We start from the raw sequence: 13,576 nt of genomic DNA on the forward strand, positions 1-13,576 counted from the left end.
GGCTGTGACGAGCGACGACATCGCGGTGCTGGCCAACCCCCGGGCGGGGCGCGGCCGGCACCGCGGTCTGCTTCCCGGGGTCCTGGAACGCCTGGGCGCCTCCGGCCGCAGCGTCCGGCTGCTCAGCGCGGACAGCGCCGAGGACGCCGAGAAGGCCTGCCACCGGGCCGTCGCCGAGGGCATCGGCGCGCTGGTCGCCGTCGGCGGGGACGGCACCGTGCACCGGGCCGTCCAGGCAGTGGCCGGCAGCCGGGTCGGCTTCGGCGTCGTGCCCGCGGGCACCGGCAACGACTTCGCCGCGGGCACCGGGGTGCCCGCCGACCCGATGACAGCCGCGACCGCCATCGCGCACGCGGTCCGCGACGGGCACGCCACCCCGGTCGACCTCGCCCGCGTCACCACCGGCCAGGGCGACGTCCGCTGGTACGGCGCGGTACTGGCCGCCGGTTTCGACGCGATCGTCAACGAACGGGCCAACCGGATGCGCTGGCCCCGCGGCCCGCGCCGCTACGACCTGGCCATCGTGCTGGAGATGGCCCGGCTGCGCCCGCGCCGCTACCGCCTCGAGCTCGACGGCGTCGACCGCAGCTTCACCGGCGTCCTGGTGGCGGTGGGCAACTGCCGCAGCTACGGCGGTGGCATGCTGATCTGCCCGGACGCCGACCCCACCGACGGCCTGCTCGACGTGGTGGTCGCGGCCCCGCTGGGCCGCGGCGCCATGGTCCGGCTCAAGCCGCGCCTGCGCCGCGGCACGCACGTCACCGACCCGCGGGTCGGCAGCTACCGCGCCCGGGAGATCCGGATCGGGGCGCCGGACATCATCGGGTACGCGGACGGGGAACGCGTCGCCGCCCTGCCGCTCGTGATCAGCTGCGAGCCGGGTGCGGTCCGGTTGTTGCGGTGACTACGGCGTCAGCAGCCGCCCGCTCAGGCCGAACGGACAGGTGAAGCCACAGATCATCGGGAGGCAGCATGTCGATCGGTTCGCTGAGCTCGAGCACCGTGTCCACCGCGACGCTGGCCTCGGCCGACACGGCGGGGCAGGCCACGAAGGCCCGGGAAGCCGAGTCGCCGACGATCGCCGACCACGTGGCCGCGGCGGACACGCAGGAGCCGATCCGCAGCGTCTCGACGACGCTCGGCACGCTGGTCGACACCTACCTCTGACCGCACCGGCCGGCTGACCGCGCCGCATTGCTGTTCGTTCCGGCTGCGCTGGTGGCGCTCGCCCGGCGCGCGCCGGGCGAATGCCGCTGCTGGCGGTTGGCCGGGGTCAGACGGGGCAGCCGGCCAGGGCGAGCGTCGCTCCCAGGCCGTTGGTGCGGCCCGGCTCGGCCGCCGGCAGGACGAGCGCCGCGCAGCCCGCCTGGACCGCGCCCGCGTCGGCCGGGCTGTCGCCCACCATCAGCGTGCGTTCCGGGTCGGCACCGAGCATCCCGCAGGCGCGCAGGAAGATCGCCGGGTCCGGCTTCGTGCGGCCCACCTCGTACGACAGGGCGAACGCGTCCACCAGCTCCGCCAGTCCCCACGCGGCGAAGTGCGGGCGGATGTCGAAGCCGATGTTGCTGACCACCGCCACCTTGATGCCCGAGTCGTGCAGGGTGCGCAGGGTGGGCTCGGTGTCGGCGTACGGCAGCCAGCCCTGCGGGCCCAGCAACCGCTCGTAGAGGGCGTCGGCGAGGCCCTCCACGTCCGTGCTGACGGTGGCGGCCAGACCCGTGTAGGCGGCACGGTGGCTGTGTTCGTACAGGTCGCGGTCTGCCCAGTGCTCCGCCAGGTGCAGCGGCACCCGGTAGGGCAGCGGCCCGCCGGCCCGCCCGGCGGTGACCAGGCGGTCGGCCAGGATCGTGGCCCGGCCGCGGTCCAGCTCCCGCCCGCAGGCCGCGGCCGCGGCGAGCACCCAGGCCACCGGCTCCTCGACCTGCGCGAGGGTGCCGTGGAAGTCGAAGAGCACCGCGTCGACCTGGCGGCGCGACGGGAAGGCAGTCGATTCGGCGGCATCCGGCACGCCGTGCACCATACCCAGCGCCCGCGACGCAACTGTCGGCAACCGCCTGGCGGGGCATGACCGTCGTTGTGTCACAGGCAAGCATTAGCCTTGTGGTCATGACGAGCCCCGCCGGTGATGTGAGCCCCGCCGAACGGTATGCGGCTTCGAAGCGCCGGGCGGCCCGGGCCGCCGAGTTCCCGGCCCTGGACGATTTCATGCTCGACGTCGGCTTCGACCTCGACGACTTCCAGCGCCAGGCCTGCGAGGCCCTGGAGCGCGGCAGCGGCGTGCTGGTCTGCGCCCCGACCGGCGCGGGCAAGACGGTGGTCGGTGAGTTCGCCGTGCACCTGGCGCTGCGCTCGGACGGCTCCGGCCTGCGCCGCAAGTGCTTCTACACGACCCCGATCAAGGCCCTGTCCAACCAGAAGTACCACGACCTGGTGGAACGCTACGGCGCCGACCAGGTCGGCCTGCTCACCGGCGACAACGTGGTGAACGGCGACGCGCCGGTCATCGTCATGACCACCGAGGTGCTGCGCAACATGCTCTACTCGGGCTCGGCGAGCCTGCAGGGCCTGGCGTACGTGGTGATGGACGAGGTGCACTACCTGGCCGACCGGTTCCGCGGCGCGGTCTGGGAGGAGGTCATCATCCACCTCCCGTCCTCTGTGACGCTGGTCTCCCTGTCCGCGACCGTCAGTAACTACGAGGAGTTCGCCGACTGGCTGGTGACGGTGCGCGGGCAGACCGAGGTCGTGGTCAGTGAGCACCGCCCCGTCCCGCTCTGGCAGCACATGCTGGTCGGCAAGCGGATGTTCGACCTGTTCCACGACGCGGACGCGGCCCGCAAGCACGACGTCCACCCGGAGCTGCTGCGCTACACCCGCGAGATGCTGCGCCGCCTGGAGCTCACCGACCGCACCGCCGGTGCCGGCTGGAATTCCCGGGGCGGACGCCCCCGGCGCTGGCAGCCGCCGCCCCGCGCCGAGGTGGTGGACCGGCTCGACCGGGCCGACCTGTTGCCGGCCATCCTGTTCATCTTCAGCCGGGCCGGCTGCGACGCCGCCGTGCAGCAGTGCCTGTCCAGCGGCCTGCGGCTCACCGGCGCCGACGAGCGGGCCGAGATCCGCCGCATCGCCCAGGCCAAGGTGGCGAACATCCCCAGCGAGGACCTGTCGGTCCTGGGCTACTGGGAGTGGCTCGACGGCCTCGAGCGCGGCGTCGCGGCCCACCACGCCGGCATGCTGCCCGCCTTCAAGGAGGCCGTCGAGGAGTGCTTCGTGCGCGGCCTGGTCAAGGCGGTCTTCGCCACCGAGACGCTGGCGCTGGGCATCAACATGCCGGCCCGCTGCGTGGTGCTGGAACGCCTGGTCAAGTTCAACGGCGAGGCCCACGTCGACCTGACCCCGGGGGAGTACACCCAGCTCACCGGGCGCGCCGGGCGCCGCGGCATCGACGTCGAGGGCCACGCCGTGGTGCTGTGGAGTCCCGAGGTCGACCCGCGGCACGTCGCCGGCCTGGCCTCGACCCGCACCTATCCGCTGCGCTCCAGCTTCCGCCCGTCGTACAACATGGCCGTCAACCTGGTCGGCTCGGTCGGCGCGGACAAGGCCCGCGACCTGCTCGAGTCGTCGTTCGCGCAGTTCCAGGCCGACCGGTCGGTGGTCGGGCTGGCCCGGCAGGTGCAGCGCAACATCGAGACGATGCAGACGTACGACAACGACGGTACCTGCCACCACGGTGACTTCGACGAGTACTTCGCACTGCGCGTCGCCATCGCGGACCGCGAGCGCGCCCTGGCCCGCCAGGGCACCGCGCAGCGCCGGGCCGCCGCGGTGTCCTCGCTGGAGAAGCTGCGCGTCGGCGACGTCATCCGGGTCCCGCAGGGCCGCCGGGCCGGGCTCGCGGTCGTCCTGGAGCCGCCCACCGGCGGCTTCGGCGAGCCGCGCCCGCTGGTGCTCACCCAGGACCGCTGGGCCGGCCGGGTCAGCCCGGCCGACTTCCCCGGTGCGGTCGACGTGCTCGACCGCGTCCGGGTGCCGAAGAACTTCAACCCCCGCTCACCCGGCGCCCGCCGCGACCTGGCCGCCACGGTCAGCGCGACCGGTCTCGACCGGCACGGCTCGGGCAACGGCCGGCGCGGCCGCGGCAAGGCCGCCCCCGGCGAGGACGCGGAGATCGCGCTGCTCAAGGTGCAGATGCGCCAGCACCCGTGCCACGCCTGCCCCGACCGCGAGGAGCACGCCCGCTTCGCCGAACGCCGGCACCGCCTGGCCCGCGACACCGACGCCCTGCGCGACAAGGTCGCCGGGCGCACCGGGTCCCTGGCCCGCACTTTCGACCAGGTCTGCGCGGTGCTCGCGGGCCGCGGCTACCTGTCCGGCGACGGCGAGGTGACCGACGCCGGCCGGATGCTCGGCCGCATCTGGACGGAAGCGGACCTGCTGGTCGCGGAGTGCCTGCGCCGAGGCGTCTGGGAGGGCCTCGCCCCGGAGGAACTGGCGGCGGCGGTGTCCATGGTGCTCTTCGAGTCCCGCCGCGAGGGTGACGAACGGGCATCGGTGCCCAAGGGCGCCACCACGGCCGCCGTGGACGCCTGCCACAAGCTGTGGGCGGAGATCGAGTCCGACGAGGCCGAGCACGGGCTGTCGCTGACCCGCGAGCCGGACCCGGGCTTCGTCTGGCCGATGTACCGCTGGGCGCGCGGGGAACCGCTGGCCCGGGTGCTGGCCAGCGGCAACAACTACGAGACCGACATGCCGGCGGGCGACTTCGTACGCTGGGCGCGCCAGGTGCTCGACCTGCTGGCCCAGCTGAGGGACGCCTCGGCGGCGACGCCGGGGGTGCGGGAGACGGCGCGGAAGGCGATGACCGCGGTGAACAGGGGAGTGCTGGCTTACCAGACGGCCCTGTGAACGGTCCTGGGCGGTCCGCGCGGCCAGGGCGGTGCGGCCAAGGCGGTGCGAGCCGGGCGGGGCAGGTCGGCCAGGGCGGTAGCTGTCGCAGGGGTCTGGCACACTCCCGGCGTGGGCATGATTTTCGAAGGGCGGCGGCTGACGTCCGAGCAGGTCGCGGACCTCGCCGCCGATCCGTCGCTGACCGCCGGCCTCCTCGATCGCGAGGACGACGTCCTCGATCTCGACAAGGCCTGGCACGGCATCCACTTCCTGCTGACCGGCAGCGCCTGGGAGACCTCCCCGGGCGCCGGGGAGGCGGTGCTCGGCGGCGATCCGATCGGTGACGACCTGGGTTACGGTCCGGCCCGGCTCCTGCCGGCGGACCGGGTCCAGCTGGTCGCCGCCGCCCTCGGTGAGGTGACCGCCGACTCGCTGCGGGCCCGCTTCGATCCGGCCGCCCTGCTCGCGGAAGCGATCTACCCGCAGGTCTGGGACGACGAGGACCTCGCCAGCTACCTCTTGCCGAACTTCCTGAGCCTGCAGGCGTTCTATGCCGCCGCCGCGGAGGAGACGCAGGCCGTCCTGCTGGTCATCACCTGATTCAGCCGGCGGTGCTGTCGCGGATCACCAGGTGGTGCGCGGCCACGATGCGGCGGGCCGGGCGGTCCGGTGGGCGGGTGCCGAGCCGGTCGGCGAGACAGTTCAGCGCTTCTCGGGCGATCGCCGCTTTGTCCGGCGAGATCGTGGTCAGGGCCGGGGTCGCGTACCGTCCGTCCTCGACGTCGTCGAAGCCCGCCACTGCCAGGTCCCGCGGGATCCGCAGGCCGCGCCCCAGCGCGACCTGCATCGCTCCCAGGGCGAGCTGGTCGCTGAAGCAGAAGATCGCGTCCACCCGCGGCCCGGCGTCGAGCAGCCGGCTCATCGCCGCGGCGCCGTCGGCGCGGTGCAGCCGGTCCACCGGGATCTCCCGCGCGGGATCGGCGGTCAGGCCCGCCTCGGCCAGCGCCTGCCGGTAGCCCTCCAGGCGGCGGGCGGCGGTGCCGTTCTCGAGATGGGGCTGCAGCCCGATCGCCGCGATGCGGGTCCGACCGATGCCGATCAGGTGCTGGGTGATCTCGCGGGCGGCGGCCACGCTGTCGACCGCGACGTGGTCCAGCAGGCCGGCGGCGTCCTGCTCACCGAGCAGCACCACCGGTACGCCGCCCGGGCTACGGCGCAACTCCTGTGGGGACAGCGCCCAGGGGCTCAGCACGAGACCGTCGATCACCTGGCCGCGTACCCCGTCGAGCAGGCGGCGTTCGTGGTCGGCGTCGCCGTCGGTCTGCTGGACCAGCAGCATCCACGATCGTTGTTCCGCCTCGCGGACGAGCAGCCCGGCCAGCTCGCCGAAGTACGGCGAGGCGATCTCCGGGATGGCCAGCGCGACCAGCCCGGAGCGGCCGCCGCGCAGGTGCCGGGCCGCGGCGTTGGGACGGTACTGCAAGTCGTCGATGGCCTGCTGCACCCGGGCCCGGGTCTCCGGCGCGACCTGGGCGAAGCCGCTGACCACGTTCGACACCGTACGGATCGAGACCCCGGCCCGTTCCGCCACCTGCCGCAGGCTCGCCGTCATGATCGACCTCCCATGGTGCAAACCCTACCGGCTACCACTTGCCACGTTGCATGCAACGTTGCAAAGTGAGGGGCATGACTGACACCGACGCCGGCGTGCGGGCTCGCGACGCCATCTACGACCAGGGGATCACCGCTTGTCCGGGCGCCTTCAGCGTCGCCTGGGCGGACACCATGCGGGAGGACATCGAGAAGGCGTTCGCCGAGGCCCGCTCCCGGCCCGGTGGCGCGGTCGGCCGCGGACCGCACCGCTACTACGTCGAGATCCACCCCGAGCAGCTGCGCGGCTTCGTCGACCTGGTGACCCACCCGTGGGTCACCGCGGTGTGCGAGTCGGTGCTGGGCCCGGAGTACGAGATCGTCGAGCTCGGCTTCGACGTCCCGCTGGCCGGCGCGGTCAACCAGCCCTGGCACCGTGACTTCCCGATGCCCGAGGTGACCCGCACCGAGCGGCGGCTCAACTCGCTGGCGTTCAACCTCACCGGCGTCGACACCACCGAGGAGATGGGACCGTTCGAGATCGCCCCGGGCACCCAGTTCGACGACGAGCCGGAGTTCGGCCACGGCATGTTCCCGCCGAAGTCCTTCTACCCCCGCTACGAGGAGCGGGCGGTGCGCAAGTACCCCAAGCGCGGCGACATCTCGGCCCGTTCCGCGCTGACCATCCACCGGGGCACCCGCAACTACTCCGACATGTCGCGGCCGGTGCTGGTCCTGGGCGTGGACGCACCGGGCGCCGGCAACAGCGAGCGCCACGACACCGCGGTCACCCGGGCCTACTGGGAGGCGCTGCCGGAGCAGGTCAAGGCCCACCTGCACTGCCCGGTCGTGGAGACGCTCACCCCGATCACCCAGAAGCACACCATCGAGGGCCTGGTCATGGGCGAGGCCTGAGAAACGACTCGGCCGGGCACAACGGCCCGGCCGAGCTCATCGGTCCTTCAGATGCGAGGCGGTCCTTCAGATGCCGAGGCGGCGCGATCCCGCGGCGGCCTTGACGATGACCGGCACCAGCGCGGTCGGGTCGAGGCGGGTACGCAGCACCGGCTCCCAGCCCGCGTCCGGAGCGAAGTCCGGGTCGTAGGCCGCGTTGTGGGCCGCCACCAGGTCCACCGCTCGCGGCGCCTGGCTGCCCACGTGGACCAGGGTGCCCTTCGCGGTGATCCGGGTGCCCTTCCAGTACTTGATCAGGTCACCGTCACCGACGTCGGCGCTGCGGAGGAAGTAGTTGTTCTCCGCGTAGATGCTCGACTCGAAGCCCACGCCCAGCGAGTAGCTGTAGTCGTCGGCCGTGGCGACGTACAGGTTGTTGTAGATGTCCACCTGGCCGAAGCGGACCCGCGGCGCGCGCTGGATCACGTTGCCGAAGCGGTTGTGGTGCACGGTGACGCGTAGCTTGCCCACGTCCACGCCGGGGGTGTCCGTCGAGCCGATCAGCATCGTCTTGTCGTGGTCGTAGTAGTTGTTGTACGAGACGGTGACCAGGTCGGAGCCGCGGATGATGTCGCTGGCCCCGTCGTGCACCTGGTACGGCCGGCCGAAGTACTGCGGCTGGTCGGCGTCGTGGTTGTTGCCGTCGCTGAAGGTGTTGTGGTCCAGCCACACGTTGGTCGCGCCGCTCAGCGACACCAGGTCGTAGAGCGAGTTCCAGTTGCCCGCCGAGCCGTCGGTGGGGTCCCAGGCCGGGAAGCAGTCCGCCGCGTCGGTGAACTCGATGTTGCGCACGATCACGTTGCGCACGTTCTGCAGGATCATGCTGCCGTGCTCGATGCGGGCGCCGTTGATGCCGATGACGGTCGTGTCGGACGGTACGTTGATCTTGATCTGGTCGCCCTGCCGCTTGGCCGACCGGACCCGCGCCTCCTCCAGCGGCCCGGTGGGCTTGGCCGCCCGGCCCCAGACGGCCGGGTCGTACGCCTGCAGGAAAGCCTCCAGGGTGTACGCCGGGTCGGCATAGTCGGTGCAGCTCAGCGGCTGGTTGTCGGCGTCCACGCTCATGCTGAACCGGCCGTCGACGATGACCAGGCGGGGTGCGGCCTCGCCGCTCAGCGCCGCGACCAGCTCCGCGCGGTTGCGGACGACGAAGGTGTGGGCGGCGTCGGCAGCCGAGCCGCCGGTGGTGCCGGTGCCGGCGGCGGCCCAGCCGTCGTCGGCGGGCAGGGGTTGCCGGGCCAGCCGGAGGGCCGCGGCGGACACACCCGGCGGGGTGTCGGCCGCTTCGGCCGGCAGGACGGGGCTGAAACCGATGGCCGTGACCAGGGCGGCCGCGGCAAGGGATCTTCCGCGCATGGTGCGCTCCAGGTAATCGATGCTCCAGGTGGGGGAGGAAAGCGCAGGTGAGAGTGGGAAAGCGCTTACCCCGAGCAACGGTTACACGCGTGTTTCGGCGAGTCAATGCCCGCGAACGTGCAGGAAGTTTGCAGTGATCGACCTCCGGCAAGCGGTAGAGCCGCTGGCGCAAGGTTCAGCTGGCGGAAGGGGGCCGGCTGGCGGAAAGGGGGCCGGCCGGTCAGGGCCAGACGGTGGCGTGCGCCGCGAACAGCTCCGGGTCGCTGTGCACCGGCACGACACAGAGCAGGTGCCCGCCGGGCGCGCGCATGATGTGGCAGTCCAGCCAGCGGTTGATCTCGACCGCCCCGAGCGCGGTCAGCCGGGCCGCCTCGGCCTCGTGGTCGTCGGTCTCGATGTCCACGTGGTAGCGCGGCGCGTCGTCGACCGCCTGCACCCCCATGGTCAGCGCGGGCAACGCCGTACGCAGCATGATGAACTGCTCCTCGTTCGGCTCGGGCACCGCCGGGACGCCCAGCGCGGACGACCAGAAGGCCGCGGCCGCCGGTGCCTCCGTTGTGGGCGTGTCGACGAAGAGGCCGTAGAGGCGGCTGCGATGCATGGGAGCCAGGCTAGCAACGCGGTACCGTGCCAGGCGTGCAGCTCGAGGCGGAGCAGTTCCGGGTGGAGCTGACCGGGTACGCGTACCGGATGCTCGGCGCGGCCGCGGAGGCCGAGGACGCCGTGCAGGAGACGCTGCTGCGGGCCTGGCAGCATGCCGGCCGTTTCGACCCCGGCCGGGGCACCTTGCGCACCTGGCTGTACGGCATCGCCACCAACGTCTGCCTGGACATGCTGCGCAGTGCCCAGCGGCGGGCCCGCGCCGTCGACCTGGGCCCGGCCGTGGAGGCGGGCGCACCGCTGGGCGCGCCGCTGCCGCCGGGCGTCTGGGTCCGGCCGGTCGCCGACGCGCGGGTGCTGCCCGGCGACGATCCGGCCGAGCACGCGGTGCGCCGGGAGTCCGTACGTCTGGCCTTCATCGCCGCCCTGCAACGGCTCTCGCCGAGGCAGCGTGCGGTGCTGATCCTGCGGGACGTGCTGAGCTGGCCGGCCCGGGAGGTGGCCGACCTGCTCGACACGTCGGTGCCCGCGGTGACCAGTTCGCTGCAGCGGGCCCGGGCCACTGTGCGCCGGGCCGGGACGGTCGAGCCGTTGGAGCCGGATGCCGCGGCGCTGCTGGAGCGCTACTGCCGGGCGTTCGAGCGCTACGACGTGGCCGCGATGGTCGCGCTGCTGCACGAGGACGCGACGATGACCATGCCGCCGCTGCTCTGGTGGCTGCGCGGGCGGGAGCGGATCCGGCAGGTGCTGCTGCACGGCGACGGATCGTGCCGGGGCGCCCGGATGGTGCCGGTCGCGGCCAACGGCACGACCGCGTACTGGCAGGAGCGGCCCACCGGGCCGGGCGGGGCGTACGAGCCGTTCGCCCTGATGTTGTTCGAGACCCGGGACGGTCTGGTTACGGAGATCACCACGTTTCTCGACGAGTCACCCGCGGCGTGGGGGCAGGATGGGACGCGTGCAGAGTGATGCTGAATTGGCCCGGACCGCCGCCCTTGCCGGTGCGACAGTCGCCCTGAAGTACTTCGCCGAGCTCGCCGGTCTGCCGCGCGAGCTCAAGGCCGACGGCAGCGTGGTCACCGAGGCGGACCGCGCCACCGAGGCCGCGATCCGCGCGGTGCTGGCCGAGGCCCGGCCGCACGACGCCATCCTGGGGGAGGAGGGCGGCGAGACCGGTGCGGGCGAGCGGCGCTGGATCATCGACCCGATCGACGGTACAGCCCAGTTCGTCACCGGCGACGACCGGTGGCTGGTGCTGGTCGCCCTGGAGGAGGCCGGCGAGATCGTCGCGGGGGTGGCCGCGGTCCCGGCGCAGGACCGGGTCTGGTGGGCGCGCCGCGGCGGCGGCGCCTTCGAGACGAACCTCGACGGTAAGGCGGACAAGCGCATCCACGTCAGCGACCGCCGCACCACGCTGAGCGCCGCCCGCCTCGGAGTCGTCCCGGTCGCCCCGAACGTCTACCCCTCCGACCTGGCTGTCGCCGCGCCGCTGACCGCGGTGACGCCGGCCGTGGAGTGGGATGTGCACGCCGGCCTGCTCGTCGCCGGCGGCACCCTCGACCTGGCCGTGCAGACCCGGGGCGAGGTGTGGGACTTCGCCGCCACCTCGTTGATCGTCACCGAGGCGGGCGGCTGCTACGGCGGGGTGGACGGCATCCGCGGGCCGCGCGCCGGTGTCTCCCTCTACGCGGCGAACCGTTCCCTGTGGCAGGAAGCGTCCGAAGTGCTCTGGCCGGCCTGACCCGCGCTACGGGGAGGTGCTGGAGTTCAGGGCGAAGACCAGCGCCACGGCCGCCCCGATGGAGAGCACCACGCTGATGATGCCCAGGACCCGGCCGATCAGCGCCGGCCCGACCCCGTGCGCGCCGCGCCCCCGGGTGCTCATGACGATGGCGGCGATACCGACGATCCAGCCCAGCAGGCAGAACGACAGCGGTACGCCGATGACCCCCAGGATCAGGGCGGTCCGCCCGGCGGTGCGGTTCGGCGGGGTCGGCGGCGCGGCGTTGCGCGGGTCCCACTGCAACCGGGGCGGCAGGTCCTGCACCTGGACCATGAGGTCCGAGGCGTACGTGGCCGTGCTGATCGCGACCACCCGGCCGTCGTACTGTTCGGTGGTCAGCAGCCCTTCGCCGAGGGCCTGACTCAGCTGGTCGATCACCTGGGTGCGGTGCACGGTGCCGATGCGCTCGTCCTTCATCGGTGGCGAACGTATCGCGCGCCGGGCGCCCCGCGCGGCGAAACCCGCACAGTCACCCGCACGGAGTCGGCTACGCCGGGGCGTGCAGCAGGATGGTCGTCCAGGCGCCGACGTGGACCCGGTCGCCGGCGCCGACGCTGCGGGTCTGGCCGGCGGTCAGGGGTTTGGGTTCGTCGTTGAGGTAGGTGCCGTTGGTCGAGCCCAGGTCGGAGACCAGCCAGACACCGTCCACGCTGAGGGTCAGCAGGGCGTGGCTGTGCGAGACCCCCGGGTCGGCGTCGGCCAGGTCGATCTCCGGGTCCGTGCCCTTGGAGGTGCTCTTGCGGCCGATCCGCACCTGCGGGGCCGGCAGCGTCACCGTGCGCTCGGTGGGCTGCTCCGGGAAGTCGACACCCTCGATGGCGTTGGCCGCGAAGTACTCCCGGTCGGCGAACACGGTCGCCGTCCACTGTGCCGCCGGCTGCCCGGCCGGCGGGGGCTGGACCAGCGCGGGCACCTTGCCGGTGCTGTGGTCGAAGCCGCAGTCCTCGCAGAAGCGGCCCGCCCCGGCCCTGGGGGTGCCGCAGTTCGGGCAGGGTTCACCGCTCGGGAAGGCCGGCGGGGCGGCCGCGACGACGCCCGGGCTGAACACCGCCGTGCCGCCGATCTTCGCACCGCAGGTGTCGCAGAAGTCGTCGGTCGTGGACGCGTGGCCCTTGGGACAGGCGTACGTGGTCATGACGACCGTCCCACCCGCACGGTCTTGGTCGAGCGGGTGTCCAGGGCCATCTCGTCGGCCGCCTCGACCTTGCGGCGCAGCCGGACCGTGCCGGTCGCCGCATCCTCGATGTCGACGACCGTGGCCAGCAGCTCCTCGGTCGCCTTGTTGCCGCTCTCGTGGGCCAGCTGGGCGGCCCGGCCGAACTTGAGCGTCGCCGTCCGGTCGTCACCGGCCTTGCGCGCCTCGATGCCGGCCTGGATCGCGTCGGCCAGCTCGGCCTGCCCGGTGTAGTGGGCCACCTGGCGGTTGATCCGGGTGGACAGCGCCGAGTCCTCGGTCCAGACCGCGCGCACCAGGGTCTGTGCCAGCACGTTGTCACCCTCCACCACGGACACCCGGGCCGCGAGCATCTCGTCACCGGCCGCGCCCGGGGTCACGTCGACGCAGACGTGGTAGTCGCGGCTCTCCGAGCCCCACGAGCCCAGCGGATAGCGGCCGGCCCGGGGACCGTCCTCGACCCGCTTGCCGGTCAGGTCGGCCACCTGCGGCTCGACCTGCTTGACGAAGCGGACCGTCGAGTTCACCGGGGTCCAGACCTTGAGCTGCACGTCGGCGCTGGTCTTGCCCATCGCGGCGGTCATCATCTGCTCGAACGCCGCGGCCAGGTCCTGCGGGCGGGCCACGATGTCGACCGTGCCGAGCATCGCGGCGGCGATCTTGCGCAGCTCGGAGACGGTCCAGTTGGTGCCCACGCCGCGGCAGTCGCAGGTGAAGGTGCCGCCGATCTCCCGCAGCACGCCTTCGAGGTAACCCTTGTACTCGCCGTTCTCACCGTCGGTCAGCAGGATGGCGTGGGTGATGTCGCCCGGGCGCTGGGCGAACAGCTGGCCGGCCAGCTTGAGCCAGGCGCCCATGGCCGTACCGCCGTTGGCCTGCAGCCGGTCGATCGCGCTGACCGCCTGGGCCCGGGTCTCACCGGTGGCCACCGCGAGCTGGCCGGGCGCCGGGAAGAGCTGCTGCGCGGTACTCACGCCGGCGATGATGGCGAACCGCACGCCGTCGTCGATGCAGTCGACCGCGGCCTTGGCGGCCTGCCGGGCGGCGACCATGCGGCCCTCGGCCTGCATCGAGCCGGAGCAGTCGACGATGATGATCTCGGTGGCGCCGGCCGTACGCCGTCCGCCCTCCGCACCGGACGAGGCGACGGTGACGATCGCGTTGACTTCGGTCGCGCCCAGGGCGAGGAACTCGTTCTGGAACGCCTCGGCGGTGTACGGCACGGGCTCTCC

Annotated in this window: 14 protein-coding genes; 7 read left to right on the forward strand and 7 right to left on the reverse strand. The window is 72.9% G+C overall.

Features of this window, described 5'->3' with window-relative positions:
- Positions 1-4 precede the first annotated feature (4 nt).
- Positions 5-904, forward strand: a complete 900-nt coding sequence (locus Aau02nite_RS16025; protein ID WP_212989220.1) for a diacylglycerol kinase family protein — start codon at positions 5-7, stop codon at positions 902-904.
- Positions 905-972: 68 nt separating this feature from the next.
- Positions 973-1,167 (forward strand): hypothetical protein, encoded by a 195-nt coding sequence (locus Aau02nite_RS16030; protein ID WP_212989221.1) that lies wholly within the window; start codon positions 973-975, stop codon positions 1,165-1,167.
- A gap of 106 nt (positions 1,168-1,273) precedes the next feature.
- Here the strand turns inward: Aau02nite_RS16030 and Aau02nite_RS16035 are convergent, their stop codons facing one another.
- The gene (locus Aau02nite_RS16035; RefSeq protein ID WP_212989222.1) at positions 1,274-2,020 is read right to left on the reverse strand and encodes an HAD family hydrolase; all 747 of its coding nucleotides are present in this window, start codon (positions 2,018-2,020) and stop codon (positions 1,274-1,276) included.
- An 86-nt stretch (positions 2,021-2,106) separates the two neighbouring features.
- On the opposite strand from Aau02nite_RS16035, the gene Aau02nite_RS16040 reads away from it, so the two are divergent.
- Both Aau02nite_RS16040 and Aau02nite_RS16045 read left to right on the forward strand, forming a co-directional pair.
- Complete coding sequence (locus Aau02nite_RS16040; protein ID WP_212989223.1) at positions 2,107-4,905, forward strand: DEAD/DEAH box helicase; 2,799 nt, start codon at positions 2,107-2,109, stop codon at positions 4,903-4,905.
- Positions 4,906-5,022: 117 nt separating this feature from the next.
- Positions 5,023-5,487: a YfbM family protein gene (locus Aau02nite_RS16045; RefSeq protein ID WP_246595224.1), complete on the forward strand. Its 465-nt coding sequence runs from the start codon at positions 5,023-5,025 to the stop codon at positions 5,485-5,487.
- A 1-nt stretch (position 5,488) separates the two neighbouring features.
- Here the strand turns inward: Aau02nite_RS16045 and Aau02nite_RS16050 are convergent, their stop codons facing one another.
- Positions 5,489-6,499 (reverse strand): LacI family DNA-binding transcriptional regulator, encoded by a 1,011-nt coding sequence (locus Aau02nite_RS16050; protein ID WP_212989225.1) that lies wholly within the window; start codon positions 6,497-6,499, stop codon positions 5,489-5,491.
- Positions 6,500-6,573: 74 nt separating this feature from the next.
- Here Aau02nite_RS16050 and Aau02nite_RS16055 point away from each other — a divergent pair, with 74 nt between their 5' ends.
- A complete protein-coding gene (locus Aau02nite_RS16055; RefSeq protein ID WP_246595182.1) occupies positions 6,574-7,392 on the forward strand; it encodes a phytanoyl-CoA dioxygenase family protein in 819 nt (272 codons plus the stop codon).
- Positions 7,393-7,458: 66 nt separating this feature from the next.
- On the opposite strand, the gene Aau02nite_RS16060 is transcribed toward Aau02nite_RS16055, so the two are convergent.
- Entirely contained in the window at positions 7,459-8,787 is a 1,329-nt protein-coding gene (locus Aau02nite_RS16060; RefSeq protein WP_212989227.1) for a pectate lyase family protein, read from the reverse strand.
- 220 nt (positions 8,788-9,007) lie between these two features.
- The gene (locus tag Aau02nite_RS16065; RefSeq protein ID WP_212989228.1) at positions 9,008-9,388 is read right to left on the reverse strand and encodes a VOC family protein; all 381 of its coding nucleotides are present in this window, start codon (positions 9,386-9,388) and stop codon (positions 9,008-9,010) included.
- A gap of 35 nt (positions 9,389-9,423) precedes the next feature.
- On the opposite strand from Aau02nite_RS16065, the gene Aau02nite_RS16070 reads away from it, so the two are divergent.
- Both Aau02nite_RS16070 and Aau02nite_RS16075 read left to right on the forward strand, forming a co-directional pair.
- Entirely contained in the window at positions 9,424-10,356 is a 933-nt protein-coding gene (locus Aau02nite_RS16070) for an RNA polymerase subunit sigma-70 (RefSeq protein ID WP_246595183.1), read from the forward strand.
- The gene (locus Aau02nite_RS16075; protein WP_212989230.1) at positions 10,337-11,128 is read left to right on the forward strand and encodes an inositol monophosphatase family protein; all 792 of its coding nucleotides are present in this window, start codon (positions 10,337-10,339) and stop codon (positions 11,126-11,128) included. Before Aau02nite_RS16070 ends, Aau02nite_RS16075 begins: the two co-directional genes overlap by 20 nt.
- Before the next feature lie 6 nt (positions 11,129-11,134).
- Here Aau02nite_RS16075 and Aau02nite_RS16080 read toward each other — a convergent pair whose 3' ends face one another.
- The 3 genes from Aau02nite_RS16080 to Aau02nite_RS16090 form a co-directional block, all read right to left on the reverse strand.
- Complete coding sequence (locus Aau02nite_RS16080) at positions 11,135-11,587, reverse strand: DUF1707 SHOCT-like domain-containing protein (RefSeq protein WP_212989231.1); 453 nt, start codon at positions 11,585-11,587, stop codon at positions 11,135-11,137.
- A 70-nt stretch (positions 11,588-11,657) separates the two neighbouring features.
- Positions 11,658-12,305 (reverse strand): FHA domain-containing protein, encoded by a 648-nt coding sequence (locus Aau02nite_RS16085; protein ID WP_212989232.1) that lies wholly within the window; start codon positions 12,303-12,305, stop codon positions 11,658-11,660.
- Positions 12,302-13,567, reverse strand: a complete 1,266-nt coding sequence (locus Aau02nite_RS16090) for a vWA domain-containing protein (RefSeq protein WP_212989233.1) — start codon at positions 13,565-13,567, stop codon at positions 12,302-12,304. The genes Aau02nite_RS16085 and Aau02nite_RS16090 overlap by 4 nt, the downstream gene beginning before the upstream one ends.
- Positions 13,568-13,576 lie beyond the last annotated feature (9 nt).

The sequence above is a fragment of the Actinoplanes auranticolor genome (genome assembly GCF_018332655.1).
GTDB lineage: Bacteria > Actinomycetota > Actinomycetes > Mycobacteriales > Micromonosporaceae > Actinoplanes > Actinoplanes auranticolor.